Source organism: Burkholderia sp. BCC0398 (assembly GCF_902833245.1).
In the GTDB taxonomy this organism is placed as follows: Bacteria; Pseudomonadota; Gammaproteobacteria; order Burkholderiales; family Burkholderiaceae; genus Burkholderia; species Burkholderia sola.
Genome location: NZ_CADFEM010000001.1, coordinates 209,699 through 232,758, shown reverse-complemented (window position 1 = coordinate 232,758; position 23,060 = coordinate 209,699). Strand labels below are relative to the sequence as shown.

Here is a 23,060-nt window from a genome sequence, read left to right as displayed (position 1 = left end):
GCCGTACCGCGGCGCGCGCTACGCGCGTGCGTCGCGAATCTTCGCCAGCTCCCGCTCCGACAGCTCGCCGATCTGCGCGAGGTGTTCCGCGAGAAAATCCTTCAGCACGCGCAGCTTCGCCGAGCTGCGCCGGTTCGCCAGATACGCGATGTAGATGAATTCGCCGGTCAGCCGGTTCTGCAGCCGGTAGCGCGGCAGCACGGCTTCGAGCTGGCCGCTCGCGAGCAGGTCGCGCACCAGCCAGATCTCGAATTCCGCGATGCCGAGCCCCGCGCAGGTCGCCTCCAGCAACAGCTCCGAATGGTCGGTGACGAGATTGCCGGCCGGCAGCACGCTGTGCCGCGTGTCGCCGCGCACGAGCTCCCAGCGCGGATCGCCTTCCGGGTGCACGTAGCGCAGGCAGTTGTGATGCTTCAGGTCGTCCGGCGTCGCCGGGCGCCCGCAGCGGTCGAGGTAGCCGGGCGTCGCGCACAGGATGCTGTCGTTGCGCGACAGCCGGTGGACGACCAGGTTGTCCAGGTAGTTCTCGCCTTCGTGGATGTCGAGATCGAAGCCGCCGGCCACGAGGTCGTTGTGGTTGTCGGTGAGCCGCACGTCGAGCTGGATCGTCGGGTAGCGCGCGAGAAACGGCGCGATCAGCGGCGCGAGATGGCGGCGGCCGAACGCGACCGGCGCGGTGAGCTTCAGCGGGCCGCTCGGCTGCGCATTCAGCTCGGCGACGACACGCAGCGTGTCGTCGAGATCGGCGATCAGTGTGACCGCGCGCTCCAGATAGATATGGCCGGCCTCGGTGAGCGTCACGCTGTGCGTCGAACGGTGCAGCAGCGCGACGCCGAGCGCCTCCTCGATCGCGGTCACCTTGCGCGCGACCGTCGACGTCGACACGTGCATCTCCTTCGCGACCGCCGAAAAACTCCCCGTTTCGACCACCCGCACGAACGCGCGCATCGCGCCCAGGTGATCGATGCCGGTTTCTCTCGCGCCTTTTTTCATTCGATTCTCGCTGTTGCGTCCCACGCAAAACCGATTTCGATAATACAGAACGGAGCATGTTTTTGCAAAGGCATAGAATGCGAACCCGTCGCGTCGGCAAGCGGCGGCCGGCGAGCGGCACGAGACATTTCAGGAGGGCACGATGGCAGAACACGGCTTCCGCGTCGAAGCGGATCTTTTAGGGAAACGAAGCATTCCGGATACCGCCTATTACGGCGTCCACACGCTGCGCGCGAAAGAGAATTTCGACATTTCGGGCCGCACCATCGCGTCGCTGCCGTACCTCGTGATGGCGCTCGCGTCCGTGAAGGAAGCGGCGGCCGACGCCAATTGCGAACTCGGGCTGCTGCCGCGGCCGTTCCGCGATGCGATCGCCGCCGCGTGCGTCGAGATCCGCGAAGGGCGGCTGCACGACCAGTTCGTCGTGGACGTCATCCAGGGCGGCGCCGGCACGTCGACCAACATGAACGCGAACGAGGTGATCTGCAACCGCGCGCTCGAAATCATGGGCCACGCGCGCGGGCAGTACGAATACCTGCACCCGAACGAGCACGTCAATCTCGCGCAGAGCACCAACGACGTCTATCCGACCGCGATCCGGATCGCGACGTGCTTCGCGGTCGAACATCTGCTGGAGGCGATGGCGCGGCTGCGCGATGCATTCGCGGAGCGGGCCGACGCGTTCGCCGGCTTGCTGAAGCTCGGCCGCACGCAGTTGCAGGACGCGGTGCCGATGACGCTCGGCCAGGAATTCTCGACCTACGCGGTGATGCTGACGGAAGACATCGCGCGGCTGCAGGAAGCCGGCTGGCTGATTCGCGAGATCAACCTCGGCGCGACCGCGATCGGCACGGGCATCACCGCGCATCCGCAATACGCGGAGAAGGCGCTGGCCGCGCTGCGCCGCATCACCGGGCTCGACCTGAGCACCGCGCCGAACCTGATCGAGGCGACGCAGGATTGCGGCGCGTTCGTCCAGGTGTCGGGCGTGCTCAAGCGGATCGCCGTCAAGCTGTCGAAGATCTGCAACGACCTGCGGCTGCTGTCGAGCGGCCCGCGCGCAGGCTTCGGCGAAATCAACCTGCCGCCCGTGCAGGCCGGCTCGTCGATCATGCCCGGCAAGGTCAATCCGGTGATTCCGGAAGTCGTGAACCAGGTCGCGTTCGAGGTGTTCGGCAACGACGTGACCATCACCTTCGCGGCCGAGGCCGGCCAGCTTCAGCTCAACGCGTTCGAACCGGTGATCGCGAGCGCGCTGTTCCGCAGCTTCAGCCACCTGACGGCCGCGTGCACGACGCTCGCGCAGCGATGCGTGAGCGGCATCACCGCGAATCCCGAGCGGCTGCGCGAAACGATGGAGCGCTCGGTCGCGCTCGCGACCGCGCTGAATCCGTACATCGGCTACAAGCGCGCGACCGCCGTCGCCGCCGAAGCGCATGCGACCGGCAAGTCGATCCGCGAGGTCGTGCTGGCGCGCGAACTGATGACCGAGGCGCAACTCGACGAAGCGCTGCAGCCCGAAGCGCTGATCCGGCCGCGCGCGTTCTGACGCGAGCCGGTTCGCGGTCGTACCGAAAGCGCCTCCGGAGCGGGGCGCGACACATCTACAAACAACGGAGACTCACGATGACACACCCCAGCGAGCGCCCGGCCGGTCCGGCCGGCGGCGCGGATGCCGCGCATGCCGATCCCGATGCGATGTTCGCGTCGCACGAAGCCGGCTATGCGAAGCAGTTGAAGCCGCGGCACGTGCAGATGATCGCGATGGGCGGTGCGATCGGCACCGGCCTCTTTCTCGGCGCGGGCGGCCGCCTGCAAAGCGCGGGGCCCGCGCTCGCGCTCGTGTATCTCGTGTGCGGCGTGTTCGCGTTCCTGATCATGCGCGCGCTCGGCGAACTCGTGATGCACCGGCCGACCAGCGGCAGCTTCGTGTCGTATGCACGGGAGTTCATGGGCGAACGCGCGTCGTTCGTCGCGGGCTGGATGTACTACCTGAACTGGGCGACGACCGGCATCGTCGACATTACCGCGGTCGCGATCTACATGAAGTACTGGGCCGTGTTCACCGACGTGCCGCAATGGGTGTTCGCGCTCGGCGCGCTCGGGATCGTGTCGGTGATGAACATGATCGGCGTGAAGGTGTTCGGCGAGATGGAGTTCTGGTTTTCGCTCGTCAAGGTCGGCACGCTGGCGGTGTTTCTCGCGGTCGGCGCGGTGTTTCTCGCGAGCGGCCATCCGGTGGCGGGGCAGATGACGGGGCTGCATCTCGTCGCGGATCACGGCGGGATCTTCCCGCACGGGATTCTGCCGGCCGTGCTGATCGTGCAGGGCGTCGTGTTCGCGTATGCGAGCATCGAACTCGTCGGCGTCGCGGCGGGCGAGACGGCCGACGCGCGCAAGGTGCTGCCGAAGGCGATCAACAGCGTGATGTGGCGCATCGCGCTGTTCTACGTCGGCTCGGTCGTGCTGTTGACGCTGTTGCTGCCGTGGACCGCGTACAGCTCGCATGAAAGCCCGTTCGTCACGTTCTTCAGCAAGCTCGGCGTGCCGTACGTCGGGACCGTGATGAACGTCGTGGTGCTGACCGCCGCGCTGTCGAGCCTGAATTCCGGTCTCTATTCGACCGGCCGCGTGCTGCGCTCGCTTGCGATGGGCGGCTCGGCGCCGCGCTTCGTGTCGCGGATGAACGCGCGCGGCGTGCCGTACGGCGGGATCCTGATCACGGTCGCGATCAACGCGATCGGCGTGCCGCTGAACTACATCGTGCCGGCGCAGGCGTTCGAGATCGTGCTGAACATGGCGTCGCTCGGGATCATCACGACGTGGGGCTTCATCGTGATGTGCCAGATCCTGTTCCGCCGCGCGGTCGATCGTGGCGAGATGAAGGCCGTGTCGTTCCGGATGCCCGGCGCGCCGTTCACGTCGTGGCTCACGCTCGCGTTCCTCGTCGGCGTGCTGGTGCTGATGGCGTTCGACTACCCCGGCGGCACGTGGACCATCGCGATGATTCCGGTCGTCGTGCTCGCGCTGGTGATCGGCTGGAAGCTGGCGAAACGTGGTGCCGAGCGCGAACGGGCGGCGGCGATGCCGGCATCCGTGCGCGCCGTTGCGGATCCCGCGCAGAACGCGTGATGAACGCTTGACGTCATGCACCGGGGGCGTCGGTCCGTTCGCGGGCCGGCGCCCCCGGTGCGTTCGGTTCCGGTTCAATTCACATTCAGTTCAGCCCGGCGCGCTCGCCGACCCATCGGCCGAAATCGCCGGCCATCTCCGCGGTCAGCTCGTGGCCGGCCGCATACAGCCGCGTGTCGTGCGCGACGCCGAGCGCCGTCAGCTTCGCGTCGGCCGTGTCGGCCCACGCGATGGGCAGCTTGTCGTCGAAGCGGCCGTGCATCACCAGCGCGTGCAGCGTGCTCAATGCATCGCGCGGCGCGATCAGCGGATCGATTTCCGGCAGGACGCGCCCGCACAACACGGCGAACGCGTTCACGTCGCCCGGCGACGTGAGGCCGACGCTCGCGCTCATGATGCCGCCCTGGCTGAAGCCGGCGATCACGGTCGGCAACGCGGGCGCCGCGCCATCTCGCGCGCGGAACGCATGCAGCAGCGTGATCAGTTGCATGCGGCTCTCGTCCGCACGCGCCGCATCGATTTCAGGGCCGTTCGGGCCGAAACGCACCGGAAACCACGCATGCTGATTGGGCCCGAACGTGAGCGGGCCGCGCAGGAACGCGATTTCGATGCGCGGATCGATCGTGTCGGCCACGTTCAGCAGGTTGGTTTCGTTACCGCCGACGCCATGCAGCAGCAACAGGCGGGCGGCGGCGCGGCCGGTGGCCGGACGCAGCCGGTATTGAAGGCCGGATTCGGGTTCGGTGGTCAGCGACAGGACGTCGGTCATTGCGTGGGTCCGGAAGAGGATCGATGCGACAGTCTAGAGCGAGCGGATCGGCAGGGGAATCGCCAGGACGGGATTGATTGTTTCCTGTTGGGAATGAATCGGGGCACGGGTCGTTTCGAGAGCCGGTCACGATGTCACGCGGCCACGCATCTGATCGCGGCCGGCACGCCGATCGGCCCCTACGGCTCATTGATCGCAGGGCAGGCGCGTGCCCGGCACCTGGTGCTCGTCACGCACAACGTCCGCGAGTACGAGCGCGTTCCGCGGCTGCAGTTCGAAGACTGGCTCGCCGAGCCGGACGAAGGCTGAACGGTCGATCATGCAGAGTCGACACTAACGAACCAGCCGGGCGAATACTGAGACGATTATAAAAAATACCAAAACAAACCGCCCGTCGATAATGCGCAAACGTTTTGCCGGAATTCAATAAGACGGATGTTGCGCGCATGAATAAAACAATGAATTTCCGCTATTCCGGCAATTCGTCGAGCGCCGCAGCCGTACGGGGCATGGTGGCGGAAAGTTAACGGCAAATCCGCAAAAAACTTTAGGCATTTCCGTGCGCAATTAATCATTGCGATTTCCTCGATGATCGATTGGTTTTCGGTCATCGGACAGTCATACACCATCCCCGATAATGCGGCGCTCATTCTTTCAATAGACAAATGGGCGATCGAACCCGGATCGCCGCGGGGAGCTGTACTCATGACCATCCGTCATCGCATTACGCTGCTAGTCGTCCTGACGTTCTTCGCGCTGTCCGCGATCGGCGTCTACGCCGTGTACCAGACGCGCAAGAGCGCGTCCGAGGTGCGTCAGGTCACCCAGGGAATCGTGCCGAGCGCGCTTGCGTCGGCGGATCTCGTCGCCGACGTGAAGAACATCCAGATCGCGACGATGACGCTCGTCTACGCGCCCGACGCGAACACCGCCGCGCAGGCGCGCGACGAGCTGAAGGCGAAGCAGGCTGCACTGCGCGCCGCGCTCGACGGGCAGGCGAAATCGGCGGTCGGCCGCGCGCAGGAAGGGCTCGTCGCGCAGGCGAAGGACAGCGCCGCGAACTATTTCGCGGCGATCGACGACACCGTGAAGATGAAGACGGACGGCAAGGTCGAGATGGCGCAGGCGTACCTGTTCGCGAACGTCGCGCAGTATCGCGACGAACTCGAAAGCATCGTCGACACGCTGCGCGTCGAGAAGAACCGCCAGAAGGACGACGCGATCGGCGCGTTGAACGGGATGCTCGCGACCACGGCGACCGCGATCGCGGGCGTCGCCGGCACGGTGATCGTGCTGCTGACCGCACTCGGCTTCGTGCTGTATCGCCAGATCACGCGCCCGCTGATCGGGATGCAGACGGCGATGAGCGAGATCGCGACGAGCCAGGATTTCACGCGCCGCGTGCCGGTGGGTCGGATGGACGAAATCGGCCATTCGATCGTCGCGTTCAACGGGATGATCGAGAAGATCCAGGAGAACGCCGCGCAACTGAAGCAGAAGACAGCCGACATCCAGGCGATGCTGCAAAACATGCAGCAGGGCATCCTGACCGTCGTCGAAGGCGGCGTCGTGCATGCGGAGTATTCGGCGTACCTCGAAACCATCTTCGAGACGAACGACATCGCCGGGCGCGACCTGATGGCGCTCGTGTTCGACGATTCGGCGATCGGCGCCGACGCGCGCTCGCAGGTCGACGCGGCCGTGCATGCGTGCCTCGGCGAGGACAGCATGAACTTCGAGTTCAACGAGCATCTGCTCGTCAACGAAGTCGCGAAGCGGATGCCGGACGGCCGAGAGAAGTGGCTCGACCTGAGCTGGTCGGCGATCACCGACGAGACCGACACCGTGGTGCGCCTGATGTTGTGCGTGCGCGACGTGACCGAGATCCGCGAGCTGACCGCGCAGGCCGGCGAACAGCAGCGGCGCCTCGAGATGATCGGCGAGATTCTGTCGATCAGCCAGGACAAGTTCCACGACTTCGTGCACAGCGCGAAGGGCTTCCTCAGCGAGAACGAACGGATGATCCGCCAGCACGAGCGCGTCGATCACTCGATCGTCGCGGCGCTGTTCCGCAACATGCACACGATCAAGGGCAATGCACGCACGTACAGCCTGCAGCACCTGACGAACATCGTCCACGAAGCGGAGCAGGCGTACGAATCGCTGCGCCGCGCGGACGGCGGCCCCGAGTGGAACCGCGACGCGCTGATGGACGACCTGGCGCGCGTGCGCGAGGCCGTCGACCACTACGCGACGATCAACGCGGTCACGCTCGGCCGCAGCGGCGAGCCGGCACCGAATGGCGCCGATTTCCTGATGGTCGAGCGCGCGCACATCAGCGAGAGCCTGCGCGTGCTCGACGGCGCGGATCCGGCGAACGCGTCCGACTGGCACGCGGCGCGCGATGCGGTGCGCCGCATGCTGAGCCAGCTCGGCACGCAAGGGATCGGCGACGCGCTCGGCGGCGTGATCGAATCGCTGCCGTCGCTCGCGGCCGAGCTCGGCAAGCCGGCGCCCGTCGTGCATATCGACAGCCACGGCCAGCGCGTGCGCAGCGAGATCGTCGCGACGCTGAAGAACGTGTTCATGCACCTGCTGCGCAATGCGATCGACCACGGCATCGAATCGTCCGACGCGCGGCGCGCGGCCGGCAAGCCGGCGTCCGGCACGATCGACATCGCGGTCGGCGTGGGCGGCGGCGAACTGTGGTTCGTGCTCGCCGACGACGGCCGCGGCCTCGCGCTCGACCGGATTCGCGGCATCGCGCGCGAGCGCGGCTGGATCGATGCCGCGAGCGAAGCGGCGCTGTCCGACGAGGACGTCGCCGAGCTGATCTTCCGGCCGGGCTTCTCGACCGCTCAGATGGTGACCGAAGTATCGGGGCGCGGCGTCGGCATGGACGCGGTGCGCAACTTCCTGAAGCGCGACGGCGGCGATATCGCGCTGCGCTTCACCGACGATCGCGTCGGCGCGCCGTATCGCGCGTTCGAGACGATCGTGTCGCTGCCGGCGCGCTTCGCGGCGGACGGTGCCGCGCACGGCGCGGGGCACGCGCAGCGCGCGCGCAGCGCGGATATCGGCGCGGCGGAGTGACGGCGTGATCGTGCAGGCATGGATGATCCAGATGGCCGCCGCGCTGGCGGGCGGCGGGGTCGTCGCGGTCGCGGCGGCGGTCGTGTTTCGCGTGATGCGCCAACGGCTCGTCGCGTCGATGGAACGCGACACGCACGCGTTACGCGGTGCGCTCGACGCAGCCGCCGCACGCGCCGATGAAGCGGCGTCGGCGCATGCGCAAGCAGCCGACGCATGGGCGCAACGCGAGGCGCAGCTGGAGGAGGCGCTGACGCGCGAGGCATCCGCGAACGGCGCGCAGCGCGACGCGGTGCAGGCGCTGTCGGCCGAGCGCGCCGCGCTCGCGCAACATGCGCTGAAGATCGCCGACGAAGCCGCGCGTTTGCGCGGGCTCGCCGGCACGTTCGAGCGCTGGCACGAGCAGATGATCTCGCTGACCACGCAGAACCAGGACATGCGCGCGAAGAACCAGGAGCTGTCGGCGATCGTCGCGCACGTGTCGATCGTGTCGCTGAACGCGTCGATCGAGGCCGCGCGTGCAGGCACGGCCGGGCGCGGCTTCTCGATCGTCGCGAGCGAGGTGCGCGGGCTGGCCGCGCGCTCGCAGGAGCTGTCGAACAGCTATCGCGACAGCCTGAACCGCAACGATCTCGTGACGGCCGCGACGTTCCAGGACATCCAGGCCGGCGGCAAGATGATCACGGCCGCGCTCGCGACCGTCGAGACGCTGGCCGGGCAACTGCATGCACGGATCGAAGGAGAAGCCGCGTGATCAGCGCGCAGGCGAGGGCCGGGTTCGAGCGGATCTTCTTCGATGCCGCGCGCACGCGGCTCGCGGCCGGCGGCGTGTGCGACATCCGGCCGGCCGCCGGGCATGAACACGATGCGCCGGATCGCGTGCAAGCGAAGTCGCGATCGAAGCCGAAAGTGACCGGACATGTCGTCGTGCTGACGATCTCGGCGCTGCATTTCCGGCTGCTGCTCGCGCTGCGCTTCAGCGACGACGACGCGACGCGTCGCCATTTCGCCGGTGCGACGGCGGGCGCGAACAGCCAGCGGCCGCTGACCGACGCGTTCATGGAAGTCGCGAACCTGTGTTGCGGCGCGATCAACCAGGCGCTGACCGCGCCGTTTCCCGATCTCGGGATGTCGACGCCTTACCTGCTGAGCGGCGCGAGCCTCGACTTCATGCACGCGCTCTCGCCCGATTACGTCGCCGCATACGACCTGACGCTCGACGGCGACGTGCGGGTCGGCGCGACGCTGTGCGTGTGCGCGAACGCGCCGGTCGATTTCCACGTGCCGGAAACGGCCACGGTCGATACCGGCGGCGAGCTCGAACTGTTCTGACCGACCATCAGGAGTCCATCAGATGACCGAAGACCAACCCGTCAGCAAGGTGCTCGTACTCGACGATAGCCGCGTGCACGCCGACGCGCTCAAGCGTTTCTGCGACGCGCACAACCTGGTCGGCCTGACCGTGCGGCGCAGCCGGCTGCTGAAGGTGCTGCGCTCGAACATCGATCTCGGCGCGATCCTGCTCGCCGAGGATTACGGCGGCTCGCCGGCCGAGAGCGCGATCATCGCGACGCAGATCGACGCGCTGCGGCCCGAGCTGCCGATCATCCTGCGCCGCGAATCGCTCGCGTCGCGCGACGGGCTGCCCGATGCGCTGGCACGCGTCGCCTGCGCGGCCTACGTCGCCGACGACATGACGCCGCTCGCGCGCGCGATCGACGAATATCTGTTCGGCCGCGACTACCCGAACGCGCTGGTGCGCGGCATCTCGGAGATCACCGAGGCGCGCCTCGACAGCCTGTTTCCGGGCATGACGATCGAGCACGACACGCCGTGCATCGTGCGCGACCAGATCATCTTCGGCGAAGTGTTCAGCCTGATCGCGCTCGAAAGCGCATGGTGCCGCGGCTACATGCTGCTGCAGACGAGCGAGCAGCCGCTGCTCGACATGATCGGCGGCACGCGCGACGGCGGCCGCGCGCCGGATTTCCGCGACGTGAACAGCGTGCTCGGCGAGTTGACCAACCTCGTGTGGGGCGCGTTCAAGAACCGCTATCTCGGCGACGCGGAGGCGCTGGCGCGCCATCCGGTGCAGGTGCCGCTCGTCGTCAATCACAAGCAGAAGTTCATCTCGTTCGGCGGCGACTGTCCGCAGCTCTGTTTCAAGTACCGGATGACCGATCCGGCATCGGGGCGCTCGGTCCGTCTCGACCAGCGTTTCGTGTTCAGCCTCAGCTGGTCGCCGGAGGATTTCCGCGAATCGGTGCAGGACGTCGGGCCGATGGTCGAGTCCGGCGAACTCGAACTGTTTTGAATGTTGAAGTCAGCAACAACGAAAAGGGGAATACGACATGGCAAAGATTCTGGTGGTCGACGATTCGGGCACGGTGCGCGACGAAGTGGCCGGCTTCCTGCGCAATCACGGGCTCGACGTCGCGACGGCCGTCGACGGCAAGGACGGGCTCGCGAAGCTCAAGGCGACGCCCGGCGTGCGCCTCGTGATCAGCGATGTGAACATGCCGAACATGGACGGGCTGACGATGGTCGAGAAGATTCGCGGCGAACTGGCGAACACGGCGGTCAACGTCGTGATGCTGACGACCGAGAGCAGCCCGGCGATGAAGGAGCGCGGCAAGGCCGCCGGCGTGAAGGGCTGGATCGTGAAGCCGTTCAAGGGCGACGCGGTGCTCGACGCGCTGAAGAAGCTGGCGGGCTGACGCGCCCGCGGGCCGTCGAACGGTTGCGCGCGCAATTTACAGCGCGCCGGGATGTCCGTATCCTGCCGGATGCCGAGGGCGGCGTGGCGGCGCATCGTGCGCCGCACGCCCGGCATTGACGAACATCAGGAACGGAACGAAACCGATGGCATCCGAATACGGGCGACCCGCTGCGCGGCACACGGGAATGCAGATCGCGAAGGGCGTCGTTTTTACCATCGTGGGCACGTGCATCCTGATCGGCGTCGCGCTGTACGCGCAGTCGACGCGCGAATTCCTGCGAACGTCGGTCGTCGTGCCGGGGCGTGTCGTCAAGCTGAACGCGGGCACGCATCATCCGGAGATCGCGTTTACGACGCTCACGGGCGAGCGGGTCGAATATGCGCAGGGCGGCGACGTCAGCGTGCAGGACGGCGCGACGGTCGAAGTGCGCTATGCGCCGGACGCGCCGAAGATGACCGCGCGGATGAATACGTTCGGCGCGATCTGGGGCGGCGTGCTGGCGATCGGCGCGATGGGGGCGGTGTTTTTCGCCGTCGGCGTCGGTCAGTTGTGGTCGGGTGTGCGTGCATGGCGCAGCGGGCGGAACGCGACCGCGCGCTGACGCCCTGAAGCGTGGAGGCTGACTATCGGCTCGCCGCCGCCGTCGCGAACTCCTCGACGACGGCTTCGATCACCGCCTGCACGCGCGCGGTCTTGTAGAGATCGGCATGGGCGACGAGCCACACGTCGAAATGATTGCACCGCTGCGGCATGAGTCGCACGAGTTCCGGCTCGGTGTCGGCGCGGAAGCACGGCAGCTCCGAAATTCCGAGCCCCGCCAGCGTCGCCTCCACCAGCATCATCGTCGACGAGGTCTGGAACATCACGCGGCCGCGCGACGTCGGCTCGCCGCACAGCGCGTCCCACATCGTCGGCACCACCGGCTGTTGATACATCACCAGATCGTGCCCGTCGAACGCGCTGCTCGCGACCGGTTCGCCCCGTTCGGCCAGGTAGGCGCGCGATGCGTAGATGCCCGTTTCGAGATGCCCGAGCCGCCTGGCGATCAGGTCCGGCGATTCCGGCCGCAACGTGCGGATCGCGAGATCCGCCTCGCGGCGCGTGAGGTTGGTGATTTGCGCCGACGTCACGCACACGACGTCGATGCCGGCATGCCGGCGCCGCACGCGGGCGATCGCGGGCACGACGAAGCGCTTGCCGAGCGTGTCGGTCGTCGCGATCCGCACGGACCCGGCCAGTTGCTCGTCGAGCCCCATTACCCGGCGTTCGATCGTGAGCGACGCGCGCTCCATCGTTTCGGCCGGTTCAAGCAGCGCTTCGCCCGCGGTCGTCAGTACATAGAGGGACGGCGTGCGCAGAAACAGCCGGGCCGACAGTTCGTCCTCGAGCGCGGCGATCCGGCGCCCGACCGTCGCCTGGTCGACGTTCAGCTGCGTCGCGGCGCCGCGCAGCGTGCCGGTGCGCGCCAGCGCAAGGAAGAAGCGGGCGTTGTCCCAGTTCATACGGACTGATTGTGTCATCGGGCAGGCGGCGACGGACGGGAAACGGTGATGCAAATCTGCATCGGGGAAATGCGAAATTATCACTTTTCCGCATCGCGCGCCCGGTCCTAGACTTCCGGCATCCGCATGGAGGTGTCATGTCCGATTGCCGTTCCGTTTCCGTCCCCGTTCCCCTCGCTGTGGCGGCCCCGAGCCGCGCGACGAAGCGCGAGCAGCGCCTGACGCTCGCGCTCGTCGCGGTCGGCATGTTCATGGCGGTGCTCGATTCGACGATCGTCAACGTCGCGCTGCCGGCGATGCGCACGAGCCTCGGCGCGACGGTCGCGGAACTCGCGTGGATCGTCGACGCCTATACGCTCAGCTTCGCCGCGCTGATCCTCGCGGGCGGTGCGCTGTCCGACCGGTTCGGCGCGAAGCGCGTGTACCTTGCCGGATTGGCGCTGTTCGTCGGCGCATCGGCGGCGTGCGGCGTCGCGTCGTCGGTGGCGATCCTCGTGGCCGCGCGCTTCGTGCAGGGCATGGGTGCCGCGCTCTTTTTGCCCGCATCGCTCGCGATCGTACGCAGCACGTTCGACGTGCCGGCCGAGCGCGCGCGGGCAATCGCGGTGTGGGCCGGCATCGCGTCGGTCGCGGTCGCGGTGGGGCCGGTGCTGGGCGGCATCCTCGTCGACGATTTGGGCTGGCGCAGCGCGTTCCTGATCAACGTGCCGACCGGCGCGGTCGCGTTTGCCGGCGCGGCGGCGCTCGTTCGCGCATCGGTCGCGCGGGATGTGCGCCACTTCGACTGGGCCGGCCAGTGCGTCGGTGCGGCGGCGCTCGGCGCGCTATGTTTCGCGGTGATCGAATTGCCGACCCGCGGCGCCGGCGCCACGGAGGTCCGCGCCGCATTGCTGATCGCCGCGCTCGCCGCCGGGGTACTGGTCGTCGTCGAGCGGCGTGCGCGCCATCCGATGGTGCCGCTCGCGTGGTTTCGCAATCGCGTGTTCGTCGCGATGAACCTGATGGGCAGTCTCGTCTATGTCGGCTACTTCGGGTTGCTGTTCGTGTTGAGCCTGTACCTGCACGGGCGCTTCGGCATGAGCGCGCGGCAAATCGGGCTGACGCTGCTGCCGTTCGCGCTGAGTCTGTCGCTCGGCAATCTGCTGTCGGGAAAACTGCATGGCCGCGTTCGTCCGGTCACGCTGATGGCGAACGGTCTTGCGATGGCCGCGCTGGCCATTCCGGCGATCGCGCTTGCGCTCGCGCTGCATGCGCGGTGGCCGGTGGTCTGGATCGCCATGGCCGCCTTCGGCACCGGGACCGCGTTGTCGGTCGCGCCGATGATCGCGACGGTGCTCGAACAGGTGCCTGCCGACGCGGCGGGCGTGGCATCCGGGTTCCTCAACGCGGCACGTCAGGCCGGCAGCCTGCTCGGCGTGGCCGTGGCAGGCGCCGCGACGATACTGTTGCCGGATCTGACCGATGCGCTGTGGGCGGTCGCGGCGCTCGGCTGCGTCGCCTATGCGATCGCCGCGCTGGCCGCGAGGACGGCAGGCCGCGCGGACGCCGCGCAACGACGCCGTTGACGCGAGACGGGCACGGGCGTTGCGCATGGCCGGCTGACCGCCACGCATGCGCGTGCGCGTGCGGCACCGCGGCTGGACGCCGTGCGGAATGTGGAGGACCATTTCGTGACGATGCCGCGAACGGACGGATAAGCGTTTCGCCCGGTCGCGTTGCATCGAAACCTGCCGAACCCGTCAAGCGGAACACCATGGAACCCATTCACGAGACAGCCGAGCCGATCCTGCTGCGCGACGCGCACGACGGCGTCGTCACGCTGCGCCTGAATCGCCCGCAGCAGTTCAACGCGTTGTCCGAAGCGATGCTCTCGGCTTTGCACGATGCCTTCGATACGCTGGCCGCCGATCCGCACGTGCGCTGCGTCGTGCTGGCGGCCGAAGGCAAGGCGTTCTGCGCCGGCCACGACTTGCGGCAGATGCGCGGCAAGCCCGAACTCGACTACTACCGCACGCTGTTCGCGCAGTGCAGCCGCGTGATGCTCGCGATGCGCGCGTTGCCGGTGCCGGTGATCGCGCGCGTGCATGGCATCGCGACGGCGGCCGGCTGCCAGCTCGTCGCGGCATGCGACCTCGCGATCGCGGCCGATACCGCGCGCTTCGCGGTGTCGGGCATCAATGTCGGGCTGTTCTGCTCGACGCCGGCCGTCGCGTTGAGCCGCAACGTCGCGGCCAAGCGCGCGTTCGACATGCTGGTGACCGGCCGTTTCGTCGATGCGGCGACGGCCGCCGCGTGGGGGCTCGTCAACGAAGCCGTGCCCGAGGACGCGCTCGATGCGGCCGTCGCGCGCAAGGTCGCGGAGATCGTCGCGAAGAGTCCGGCCGCGGTGCGGGTCGGCAAGCAGATGTTCTATCGTCAGCGCGAGTTGCCGCTCGACGAAGCGTATGCGTACGCGGGCGACGCGATGGCGCGCAACATGATGGAAGAGGATGCGGGCGAGGGGATCGACGCATTCCTCGAGAAGCGCAAGCCGACGTGGCGTTCGTGATGCGGTGACGGAGGTGGGCAGGGACCGCGTTGTCTCCCCGACGGTGGGTGCAACGCGCTACGACGTGACGCCCCGCCGCAGCGCCTCCGGTCAGCGTCCGTAGCTCCCCGTGCGCAGCGCCGGTTGCACGGTCGACGCGCCGGGCGGCACGATCACGACCGGCACGCGGCGCGCGAGCGCGCACATCAGCTCGTAGCCGATCGTGCCGCTGGCTTCCGCGACATCGTCCACCTTCACCTGGTCGCCCCACAGCTCGACGCTCGAGCCGATGCCCGCGTTCGGGCACGGCGTCAGGTCGACGGTCAGCATGTCCATCGACACGCGGCCGACGACGCGCGTCATCACGCCGTCCACTGCGATCGGCGTGCCGGTCGGCGCGTGGCGCGGATAGCCGTCCGCGTAGCCGCACGCGACGACGCCGATCCGCATCGGCCGGTCGGCCGTGAAGCGGCGGCCGTAGCCGACCGTTTCGTCGGGCGCGAGCGTCTGCACGCCGATGATCTTGCTGGTCAGCGTCATCGCGGCCGTCAGCGGCGTGTCGGCGATATCCCGCGCCGCGCCGGTCGGCGACGCACCGTACAGGATCGTGCCGGGCCGCACCCAGTCGCGGTGCGCGCGCGGATGCCACAGCACGGCCGCCGAATTCGACACTGAGCGCTCGCCCGGAATCCCGGCCGTGGTCGCGTCGAACTGGTCGAGCTGCCAATCGACTTCGCCTTCGTCGGCGTTCGCGAAATGCATCATCAGCGTGATCTTGCCGATCGACGGCGCGCTCGCCGCGCGTTCCCACGCGGCGCGGAACACGGCCGGCCGGTAGCCGAGCCGGTTCATGCCGGAATTCATCTTCAACTGGATGTCGATCGGCTGCCGCGGCTTCGCGGCGATCAGCAGGTCGAGCTGTTCGTCGCAGTGCACGGCGACCGTCAGCCGATGGCGATCGGCCAGCTCGACGTCGGCCGGTTCGAAGACGCCTTCGAGCAGCAGCACGGGCTTGTCCCAGCCGAGCTCGCGCACGCGCACGGCTTCGTCGAGATCGAGCAGCGCGATGCCGTCGGCGGCCGCGAGGCCCGGGTAGATCCGTTCGATGCCGTGGCCGTACGCGTTGGCCTTGATCACGGCCCACACGCGCGATGGCGCGACGGTGCGGCGGATGAAGTCGAGGTTGTGGCGAACGGCGTCGGGGCGGATATGGGCGACGATGGGACGGGGCATGGCAAGGGCTCGGGTCGGATGTCGTTCGGCGCAGGGTAGCGCGGGGGAAAAGGGGCTGGCCGGGGCTGGCCGCGCGCGGGGCGCGTCAAGCCAGTGTTGAGCGCTATGTTATGGGTGTTCGACCAGTTTTAATTAACGTATTTATCGACGATTTGGTGGAAATTTTGGCGGCGGCGCGGGCCGGGCGCCGTCATCCGCGGCGTGTGCGGCCGAGTCTCCCGTCTAGAAAACCCGTGCGCGAACGGCACGGCGCAATGCTAAGCTCTCGGCGATCTTGTCATTGATCAATGTAATCATAACGGAGGAGACTTTGATGACGACGTCCCAGCTGTGCCTGTTCATCGTGGCGCTGTTGCCGTTCCCGATGACGTTTCTCGCCAAGGCCCGCAAGGGTTACGACAACCGTACGCCGCGCGACTACCTGGCGAAGCTCGAAGGCTGGCGCGCCCGCGCGCAGGCCGCGCATCAGAATTCATGGGAAGCGCTCGCGCTGTTCGCGGTCGCGCTGCTGGTGGCGTGGCACAACGGCGCGAACGTGCATCGCGTCGACCAGCTCGCGATCGCGTTCGTCGCGATCCGCGTCGTCTATGCGCTGATGTACCTGCTGAACTGGGCGTCGCTGCGTTCGCTCGTATGGTTCGGCGGCATGGCGTGCGTCGTCGGGCTGTTCTTCGCGACGCCGTAAGCGGCCGCCCACGGGCAACGCGCCGCCGGCATTGCGTGCGGGCGCTCGTCAGGCGCCGCCCGCGCCTCGTGCGTGACTGTCATTGGATGCGGGCGCAACGATCTTCGACACGAACGGCGGCGCGTCCGCTTCGCTGCGCAGGAACGCGATCAACGGATCGAGCAGCCGGTGCCGCGTCGACGGATGGCGGCGCAGCACGAAGCGCCATGACGCATCGCGTGCGAGACCCGGCACCAGCGGCACCAGGCGCCCGCTGCGCAGTTCGGGCTCGATCAGCGGCACGCGGCCGAGCGCGATGCCCGCGCCGCCGACGGCCGCGCCGATCACCTGGCTGAAGCTGCTGTAGCGGACGATCTTCGTGTCGAAGTCGTCCGGCAAGCCGAAGTGCACGGCCCAGTTGCGCCAGTCGATCTCGGGGCTGTCCTCGTGCATCTCCTGCAGCAGCCGCGAGCGGCAGACGTGCTCCGATGCGTACGGAAACAGTTCGGGGCTGCAGACCGGAAACACGGTTTCCCGGATCAGCACGTCGTCGTCTGCGCGCAGCCGATGCACGGGCACGTGCACGATCGCCAGATCGACGCTGCTGCGCGCGAAATCCGGCTCGTCGTCGAGCACGACCGCATGCAGCGGGGTGTCGGGATGCAGCGACGAGAATTCCGCGAGACGGCGCGCGAGCCACATCGACGAAAACGGCGCGTTGGCGGACACGGTGAGCCGTTGTGCGGTGCCGCGAATCTCGGCGCACGCGTCGGTCAGACGCGACAGCGCATCGCCGACCGCCGGCAGCAGCCGCGCGCCGGCCGGCGTGAGGCCGATGCCGCCGAGCCCCGTGCTGCGTTCGAGCAGCCGCGCGCCGAGCGATTCCTCCAGCGAACGGATCTGGTGGCTGACCGCGCTGGTCGACACGTTCAACTCGGCCGCCGCGCGCGCGAACCCGCCGAGGCGGACGGCCGCCTCGAAAGCACGCAGTGCGCTGAGGGGAGGAAGGTGCGACATGCGGGGTATTGTAGTTGACTCAACACCCGTTGAAAAATCATCTTTTGCCGCGCGCGAGCGGCGCGGGTAGCCTCGATCCGGTCAATAAAAACGCAACGAAACACCGACCGGAGGGCTGCATGTATTTCGACCGACGACTATGGGCAATGATGGCGGGACTGCGCTGGCGCGTGGCGGCGGCCGTCGCGCTCGGGCTGCTCGCGATGGGTGTCGGCATCCTGCGCTTCGTGTTTCTCGGCCGCGTGCTGGCGCTGGTGTTTTCCGGCGCGCCGGCGCGCGGCATCGGCGAGGCCGTCGCCGCAACGGCGGCTTGCGTGCTGCTGCGCGCATGGCTCGACCATCGCCGCACGGTGCTCGCGCAGCAGACGGCGGGCCGCGTGCAGGCGACGCTGCGCGCGCGGCTGTTCGACCGGATCGCCGCGCTCGGCCCCGCGTGGTTCAGCGGCGAACGCACGGGCGGCGTGATGCTGGCCGTCGTCGACGGCGTCGAGCAGTTGCAGACCTTCTTCGGCGTCTACCTGCCGCAGCTCGCGATCGCCGCGTGCGCGCCGGTCATGATCTTCGCGGTGCTCGCGTGGTGGGATGTGCCGACGGCCGCGATCCTGCTGGTCGCGGCGCTCGTCACGCTCGCGCTGCCGCAACTCGTGCATCGCGCCGACAAGCGCGCGGCGCTCGCGCGTTCGACCGCGTTCAAGGCGTTCGGCGAGGAGTTTCTCGACGCGGTGCAGGGCCTGCCGACGCTGAAGGCATTCGGGCAGAGCACCGCGTTCGGCGCGAAGCTGGCCGCGAAGGCGCGCGCGCTGTCGGACAGCACGTTCTGGGTGCTCGCGCTCGGGCTGCTGACGCGGCTCTTCACGGATCTCGGCACCGGCCTCGGCGCGGCCGCGGCGATCGCGGTGGGCGCGTGGCGCGTGCAGCACGGCGACATGAGCCTCGAAGCGCTGCTGATCGTGCTGATGGCCGGCAGCGAGATCTTCCGGCCGCTGCGCGACCTGCGCGCGGTGCTGCATCAGGGGATGATCGGCCAGTCGGCGGCGAATGCGGTCCATGCGCTGCTCGACGCGGGCGATCATGCGCGTTCCGTCGACGCGCCGCGCGTAGCGGGCCTGCGGCCGGAGATCGTGTTCGACGACGTCAGCTTCGCGTATCCGGGGCGCCGCGCGGACGCGCATGCGGCGCTGAGCTTCACGGTGCGCGAGGGCGAGACGGTCGCGATCGTCGGGCCGAGCGGGGCCGGCAAGTCGACCATCGTGCGGCTGCTGCTGCGCCAGCACGACGCGCAGGGCGGTGCGGTCCGGATCGGCGGCCACGACGTGCGCACGCTCGATGCCGACCAGGTGCGCGAGATGATCGCGGTCGTCGCGCAGGATGCGACGCTGTTCGACGGCAGCGTCGCCGACAACCTGCGGCTCGGCCGCCCGGACGCGAGCGACGCGGACATGATCGCCGCCGCGCGCGCGGCCAACGCGCACGATTTCATCTCGTCGCTGCCCGACGGCTATGCGACGCGCATCGGCGAACGCGGGCTGATGCTGTCGGGCGGCCAGCGCCAGCGGATCGCGATTGCCCGCGCGCTGCTGCGCGACGCGCCGATCCTGTTGCTCGACGAGGCGCTGTCGTCGGTCGATGCGGAGAACGAAGCACTGATCCAGCAGGCGCTCGACCGGCTCACGCGCGGGCGGACGACGCTCGTGCTCGCGCACCGGCTGTCCAGCGTGATCGGCGCCGATCGCATCCTGGTGCTCGACCAGGGGCAGGTCGTCGACGAAGGGACGCATGCGGCGCTGATCGCGCGCGACGGCCCGTATCGACGGCTGATGGGGCCGCAGCTGGAAGCGGTCGCCGAAACCGTCGGCGTGGCGGCGGCGGCCGGCGCGACCGCGCGCGCGTCGTCGGGCCCGCAGGTGCGGCCGCTGAACGACGACGCGGCGATCATCGGCTGGCCGGAGACGTTGCAGACGCTGCTGCGCTTCGTGCGTCCGTGGAAGGGCAAGGTCGTGCTCACCGTGCTGTTCGGGATCGGCCGCGTGCTCGCGTTCATCGGTGTGGGTGTGATCGGCGCATGGGTGGTCGGCGCGGTACCGACCGGCCATGTCGGCACCGGGCTAGTGGCCGCGCTGCTCGTGATCGCGCCGGTCGCGGCCGTGCTGCACTGGCTCGAATCGTGGCTCGCACACGACATGGCGTACCGGCTGCTCGCGGAAATGCGCATCGCGCTGTTCGCGACGCTCGAACGGCTCGCGCCGGCCGGGCTGCTGCGCCGCCGCTCCGGCGATCTCGTGGCGCTCGCGACGCAGGACGTCGAGACCGTCGAGTATTTCTACGCGCATACGCTCGCACCCGCGTTCGTCGCGGTGCTCGTGCCGGCCGGGGTGCTGGTGTTGCTCGCGTCGGTCGCGTGGCCGCTCGCGCTGGTGCTGCTGCCGTTCCTGCTGTGGGCCGGGCTCGCGCCCGTGCTGGCCCGGCGCGACGTCGACCGGCTCGGCACCGGCGCGCGCGACGCGCTCGGCCAGCTCGGCGCGCATCTGACCGAAACGATCCAGGGGCTCGCGGAACTCACCGCGTTCGAGGCGATCGCGCGCCGGCGCGCGGCGTTCGTGGCCGAAGTCGATGCGTACCGCCGGCAGCGCGCGAAGCTGCTCGACGATCTGTCGATGCAAAGCGCCGCGCTGGAAGTCGCGAGCGGGCTCGGCGGGCTGGCCGTCGCGGCGCTCGGTGCGTGGTGGTGCGCTCGCGGCGGGTTTCCGCGCGAGTCGTTGCCGCTGCTGGTGCTGGTCGCGGTGGCCGCGTTCATGCCGGTGGCCGAGATCGGGCAGGTCGCGCGCCAGCTTGCCGACACGATCGCGTCGACGCGCCGCTTGCGCGCGCTGGAGAAGGAGCCCGTGACGGTGACGGACGGCACGCACGCGATGCCGGGAAATTCGGCGGTGCGGTTCGACGCGGCGTCGTTCACGTATCCGGGGCGCAGCGTGCCCGCGATCGACCGCGTGAGCTTCGAGGTGCCGGCCGGCAGCACGGTCGCGCTGGTCGGCGCATCGGGCGCCGGCAAGTCGACGATCGCGAGTCTGCTGCTGCGCTTCTGGGATCCGCAGCAGGGCCGCGTGACGCTCGGCGGCGTCGACCTGCGCGACCTGCGGCTCGACGATCTGCGGCAGCACATCGCGCTCGTTGCGCAGGATACCTACCTGTTCAACGACACGCTCGAAGCGAACATCCGGCTCGCGGCGAGCGACGCGTCCGACGCGGACGTGCGGCGCGCGATCGACCACGCGGCGCTCGGCGACTTCGTCGCGCGGCTGCCGGACGGCCTCGCGACGCGCGTCGGCGAGCGCGGCGTGCAGTTGTCGGGCGGCCAGCGTCAGCGCGTGGCGATCGCGCGCGCGTTCCTGAAGGATGCGCCGGTGCTGATCCTCGACGAGGCGACGTCGCACCTCGACACGATCAGCGAACAGCAGATCCGCGCGGCGCTGGAGGACCTGATGACGCAACGCACGTCGATCATCATCGCGCACCGCCTGTCGACCGTGCGCCATGCCGACCTGATCCTCGTGATCGAGCACGGTGCCGTGATCGAGGCCGGCCGCCACGGGGAGCTGATGGCGCGGCAGGGCGCGTATGCGCGGCTCGTGTCGCATCAGGCGAGCGGGGTCGCGGCGTGACCGCGCGGTGTGCCGGCCGCATCCGGTGTTGTCGATCGCGGGCTATTGACAACATATGTTGCGTCATTGTCTAATTCGTCATCGTGCGTTGCGAACGTCTGGCCGCGTGCGTCCCGACATCGTTTGACGGGGCCGGCCAATCGGGCGCACGCTGCATGGCGGCCGAATTGATCCTATTGCACGACATCCGCGTGCGCCTGGGCGAGCTCGCCCGCCCGGTATGCGACGCGTACATGCAGTAGAGCGACGCATGGCAGGCCGTGCGCCGCCGGCGCGGCCGTCCGTTCGTCGATGCGCTGCGGCAGGCTGCGCTCGCCGCATACCGCGGTCTCGTCGCGGAACTGGACGGGATCGCGGCTGGCGTCGGATGGCCGTCCGGGCACGCGCCGCACACATCCTGATCCATGAGGCCACGCATGACGACCGTTTTCCATCGCGCCCCGTGCGCCACCTTGCCCGTTGCCGTCGCAGGCGACGGCATCGAGATCATCGATTCGACCGGCAAACGCTATATCGACGCGTGCGGCGGCGCGGCCGTATCGTGTCTCGGTCACAGCAACCAGCGCGTGATCGACGCGATCAAGCGGCAGGTGCAGCAATTGCCCTACGCGCATACGTCGTTCTTCACGACGGAAGTGGCCGAGGAACTGGCCGACCGGCTCGTCGACGCCGCGCCGGCCGGGCTCGACCACGTGTATTTCGTGTCGGGCGGCTCCGAGGCGATCGAGGCCGCGCTGAAGCTCGCGCGCCAGTATTTCGTCGAGAAGGGCGAGCCGCAGCGCCGTCATTTCATCGCCCGGCGCCAGAGCTATCACGGCAATACGCTCGGCGCGCTCGCGATCGGCGGCAACGCATGGCGGCGCGAGCCGTTCCTGCCGCTGCTGATCGAAGCGCACCACGTGAGCCCGTGCTATGCGTACCGCGACCAGCAGGCTGGTGAAACCGACGAAGCGTACGCGCAGCGCCTCGCCGACGAGCTCGAACGGAAGATCGTCGAACTCGGCGCGGAAAACGTCGCGGCGTTCGTCGCGGAAACGGTGGTCGGCGCGACGGCCGGCGCGGTGCCGCCGGTGCGCACGTACCTGAAGAAGATTCGCGCGGTGTGCGACAAGTACGGCGTGCTGCTGATCCTCGACGAGATCATGTCGGGGATGGGGCGCACGGGTTACCTGTATGCGTGCGACGAAGACGGTGTCGCGCCCGATCTGCTGACGATCGCGAAAGGGCTCGGTGCGGGCTACCAGCCGATCGGGGCGACGCTCGTCAGCGACCGCATCTATCGCACGATCGTCGACGGCTCCGGCTTCTTCCAGCATGGTCACACGTACCTCGGCCACGCGACCGCGTGCGCGGCCGCGCTCGAAGTGCAGCGCGTGATTGCGGAAGAGAAGCTGCTCGACAACGTGAAGGCGCGCGGCGAGCAGTTGCGTGCGTCGTTGCGCGAGCACTACGGCGCGCATCCGCATGTCGGCGACGTGCGTGGTCGCGGGTTGTTCGTCGGCGTCGAACTCGTGCGCGATCGCGACACCAAGGCGACGTTCGACCCCGCGCTGAAGCTGCATGCGGCGGTCAAGCGCGAAGCGATGCAGCGCGGGTTGATGGTGTATCCGATGGGTGGCACGATCGACGGCGTGCACGGCGATCACATCCTGATCGCGCCGCCGTTCGTCTGTACCGCGCAGCAGATCGACACGATCGTCGAGCGGCTGTCCGGCGCGATCGGCGCGGCGCTCGCGTCGGCCGGCGCGTAAACC

General features: G+C 68.5%; 19 protein-coding genes and 2 pseudogenes. 15 read left to right on the top strand and 6 right to left on the bottom strand.

The features are described from left to right. Positions 1-18: 18 nt before the first annotated feature. Positions 19-993, bottom strand: a complete 975-nt coding sequence (locus tag HWX76_RS00970) for a LysR family transcriptional regulator (protein ID WP_050013763.1) — start codon at positions 991-993, stop codon at positions 19-21. Positions 994-1,135: 142 nt separating this feature from the next. On the opposite strand from HWX76_RS00970, the gene aspA reads away from it, so the two are divergent. Beyond that, entirely contained in the window at positions 1,136-2,542 is a 1,407-nt protein-coding gene (aspA, locus tag HWX76_RS00965) for an aspartate ammonia-lyase (protein ID WP_050013764.1), read from the top strand. Positions 2,543-2,619: 77 nt separating this feature from the next. Beyond that, a complete protein-coding gene (locus tag HWX76_RS00960) occupies positions 2,620-4,125 on the top strand; it encodes an amino acid permease (RefSeq protein ID WP_050013765.1) in 1,506 nt (501 codons plus the stop codon). Positions 4,126-4,210: 85 nt separating this feature from the next. On the opposite strand, the gene HWX76_RS00955 is transcribed toward HWX76_RS00960, so the two are convergent. Further along, on the bottom strand, positions 4,211-4,894 hold the full coding sequence (locus tag HWX76_RS00955; RefSeq protein WP_176015372.1) for a phospholipase: 684 nt from the start codon (positions 4,892-4,894) through the stop codon (positions 4,211-4,213). Between the two features lie 147 nt (positions 4,895-5,041). On the opposite strand from HWX76_RS00955, the pseudogene HWX76_RS00950 reads away from it, so the two are divergent. Beyond that, positions 5,042-5,203: pseudogene (locus HWX76_RS00950) on the top strand (type II toxin-antitoxin system VapC family toxin); the annotation flags it as partial. 56 nt (positions 5,204-5,259) lie between these two features. On the opposite strand, the gene HWX76_RS00945 reads toward HWX76_RS00950, so the two are convergent. After that, a complete protein-coding gene (locus tag HWX76_RS00945; protein WP_176015371.1) occupies positions 5,260-5,601 on the bottom strand; it encodes a hypothetical protein in 342 nt (113 codons plus the stop codon). On the opposite strand from HWX76_RS00945, the gene HWX76_RS00940 reads away from it, so the two are divergent. The 6 genes from HWX76_RS00940 (at position 5,600) to HWX76_RS00915 (ending at position 11,305) form a co-directional block, all read left to right on the top strand. Continuing rightward, positions 5,600-7,987, top strand: a complete 2,388-nt coding sequence (locus HWX76_RS00940) for an MCP four helix bundle domain-containing protein (protein ID WP_176015370.1) — start codon at positions 5,600-5,602, stop codon at positions 7,985-7,987. The two genes, HWX76_RS00945 and HWX76_RS00940, sit on opposite strands and share 2 nt — an antisense overlap. Positions 7,988-8,009: 22 nt before the next feature. Beyond that, positions 8,010-8,738 (top strand): methyl-accepting chemotaxis protein, encoded by a 729-nt coding sequence (locus tag HWX76_RS36905; RefSeq protein WP_050013790.1) that lies wholly within the window; start codon positions 8,010-8,012, stop codon positions 8,736-8,738. Beyond that, complete coding sequence (locus HWX76_RS00930) at positions 8,735-9,316, top strand: hypothetical protein (protein ID WP_050013768.1); 582 nt, start codon at positions 8,735-8,737, stop codon at positions 9,314-9,316. The genes HWX76_RS36905 and HWX76_RS00930 overlap by 4 nt, the downstream gene beginning before the upstream one ends. A gap of 22 nt (positions 9,317-9,338) precedes the next feature. Continuing rightward, positions 9,339-10,298, top strand: coding sequence for a chemotaxis protein CheX (locus tag HWX76_RS00925; protein ID WP_050013769.1), 960 nt, complete (start codon positions 9,339-9,341; stop codon positions 10,296-10,298). A 37-nt stretch (positions 10,299-10,335) separates the two neighbouring features. After that, on the top strand, positions 10,336-10,701 hold the full coding sequence (locus HWX76_RS00920) for a response regulator (protein WP_006486240.1): 366 nt from the start codon (positions 10,336-10,338) through the stop codon (positions 10,699-10,701). Between the two features lie 145 nt (positions 10,702-10,846). Beyond that, positions 10,847-11,305: a DUF3592 domain-containing protein gene (locus tag HWX76_RS00915; protein ID WP_050013771.1), complete on the top strand. Its 459-nt coding sequence runs from the start codon at positions 10,847-10,849 to the stop codon at positions 11,303-11,305. A gap of 22 nt (positions 11,306-11,327) precedes the next feature. Here the strand turns inward: HWX76_RS00915 and HWX76_RS00910 are convergent, their stop codons facing one another. Then, a complete protein-coding gene (locus tag HWX76_RS00910) occupies positions 11,328-12,206 on the bottom strand; it encodes a LysR family transcriptional regulator (protein ID WP_050013772.1) in 879 nt (292 codons plus the stop codon). Between the two features lie 137 nt (positions 12,207-12,343). On the opposite strand from HWX76_RS00910, the gene HWX76_RS00905 reads away from it, so the two are divergent. Beyond that, positions 12,344-13,771 (top strand): MFS transporter, encoded by a 1,428-nt coding sequence (locus HWX76_RS00905; protein WP_050013773.1) that lies wholly within the window; start codon positions 12,344-12,346, stop codon positions 13,769-13,771. A gap of 188 nt (positions 13,772-13,959) precedes the next feature. Beyond that, a complete protein-coding gene (locus HWX76_RS00900) occupies positions 13,960-14,754 on the top strand; it encodes an enoyl-CoA hydratase (protein ID WP_050013774.1) in 795 nt (264 codons plus the stop codon). A gap of 90 nt (positions 14,755-14,844) precedes the next feature. On the opposite strand, the gene alr is transcribed toward HWX76_RS00900, so the two are convergent. After that, positions 14,845-15,966 carry an alanine racemase gene (gene alr / locus HWX76_RS00895; protein ID WP_050013775.1) on the bottom strand — a complete coding sequence of 374 codons (1,122 nt, stop codon included), beginning with the start codon at positions 15,964-15,966 and terminating at the stop codon, positions 14,845-14,847. 313 nt (positions 15,967-16,279) lie between these two features. Here alr and HWX76_RS00890 point away from each other — a divergent pair, with 313 nt between their 5' ends. Beyond that, the gene (locus HWX76_RS00890; protein ID WP_050013776.1) at positions 16,280-16,651 is read left to right on the top strand and encodes an MAPEG family protein; all 372 of its coding nucleotides are present in this window, start codon (positions 16,280-16,282) and stop codon (positions 16,649-16,651) included. 48 nt (positions 16,652-16,699) lie between these two features. Here the strand turns inward: HWX76_RS00890 and HWX76_RS00885 are convergent, their stop codons facing one another. Further along, positions 16,700-17,647: a LysR family transcriptional regulator gene (locus HWX76_RS00885; protein WP_176015369.1), complete on the bottom strand. Its 948-nt coding sequence runs from the start codon at positions 17,645-17,647 to the stop codon at positions 16,700-16,702. Positions 17,648-17,766: 119 nt separating this feature from the next. Between HWX76_RS00885 and HWX76_RS00880 the strand changes: the two genes are divergently transcribed. The 3 genes and pseudogenes from HWX76_RS00880 to HWX76_RS00875 all read left to right on the top strand — a co-directional run bounded on the left by HWX76_RS00880 (position 17,767) and on the right by HWX76_RS00875 (position 23,057). Beyond that, positions 17,767-21,306 carry an ABC transporter ATP-binding protein gene (locus HWX76_RS00880; RefSeq protein WP_176015368.1) on the top strand — a complete coding sequence of 1,180 codons (3,540 nt, stop codon included), beginning with the start codon at positions 17,767-17,769 and terminating at the stop codon, positions 21,304-21,306. 155 nt (positions 21,307-21,461) lie between these two features. Next, positions 21,462-21,683: pseudogene (locus HWX76_RS36590) on the top strand (hypothetical protein); the annotation flags it as partial. A gap of 39 nt (positions 21,684-21,722) precedes the next feature. Further along, positions 21,723-23,057, top strand: coding sequence for an aspartate aminotransferase family protein (locus HWX76_RS00875; RefSeq protein ID WP_176015367.1), 1,335 nt, complete (start codon positions 21,723-21,725; stop codon positions 23,055-23,057). Positions 23,058-23,060 lie beyond the last annotated feature (3 nt).

Coding starts and splice junctions, on each gene's coding strand:
- HWX76_RS00970 (WP_050013763.1), bottom strand. CDS start 993: ATGAAAAAAGGCGCGAGAGAAACCGGCATCGATCACCTGGGCGCGATG.
- aspA (WP_050013764.1), top strand. CDS start 1,136: ATGGCAGAACACGGCTTCCGCGTCGAAGCGGATCTTTTAGGGAAACGA.
- HWX76_RS00960 (WP_050013765.1), top strand. CDS start 2,620: ATGACACACCCCAGCGAGCGCCCGGCCGGTCCGGCCGGCGGCGCGGAT.
- HWX76_RS00955 (WP_176015372.1), bottom strand. CDS start 4,894: ATGACCGACGTCCTGTCGCTGACCACCGAACCCGAATCCGGCCTTCAA.
- HWX76_RS00940 (WP_176015370.1), top strand. CDS start 5,600: ATGACCATCCGTCATCGCATTACGCTGCTAGTCGTCCTGACGTTCTTC.
- HWX76_RS00945 (WP_176015371.1), bottom strand. CDS start 5,601: ATGAGTACAGCTCCCCGCGGCGATCCGGGTTCGATCGCCCATTTGTCT.
- HWX76_RS36905 (WP_050013790.1), top strand. CDS start 8,010: ATGATCCAGATGGCCGCCGCGCTGGCGGGCGGCGGGGTCGTCGCGGTC.
- HWX76_RS00925 (WP_050013769.1), top strand. CDS start 9,339: ATGACCGAAGACCAACCCGTCAGCAAGGTGCTCGTACTCGACGATAGC.
- HWX76_RS00920 (WP_006486240.1), top strand. CDS start 10,336: ATGGCAAAGATTCTGGTGGTCGACGATTCGGGCACGGTGCGCGACGAA.
- HWX76_RS00915 (WP_050013771.1), top strand. CDS start 10,847: ATGGCATCCGAATACGGGCGACCCGCTGCGCGGCACACGGGAATGCAG.
- HWX76_RS00910 (WP_050013772.1), bottom strand. CDS start 12,206: ATGAACTGGGACAACGCCCGCTTCTTCCTTGCGCTGGCGCGCACCGGC.
- HWX76_RS00905 (WP_050013773.1), top strand. CDS start 12,344: ATGTCCGATTGCCGTTCCGTTTCCGTCCCCGTTCCCCTCGCTGTGGCG.
- HWX76_RS00900 (WP_050013774.1), top strand. CDS start 13,960: ATGGAACCCATTCACGAGACAGCCGAGCCGATCCTGCTGCGCGACGCG.
- alr (WP_050013775.1), bottom strand. CDS start 15,966: ATGCCCCGTCCCATCGTCGCCCATATCCGCCCCGACGCCGTTCGCCAC.
- HWX76_RS00890 (WP_050013776.1), top strand. CDS start 16,280: ATGACGACGTCCCAGCTGTGCCTGTTCATCGTGGCGCTGTTGCCGTTC.
- HWX76_RS00885 (WP_176015369.1), bottom strand. CDS start 17,647: ATGTCGCACCTTCCTCCCCTCAGCGCACTGCGTGCTTTCGAGGCGGCC.
- HWX76_RS00880 (WP_176015368.1), top strand. CDS start 17,767: ATGTATTTCGACCGACGACTATGGGCAATGATGGCGGGACTGCGCTGG.
- HWX76_RS00875 (WP_176015367.1), top strand. CDS start 21,723: ATGACGACCGTTTTCCATCGCGCCCCGTGCGCCACCTTGCCCGTTGCC.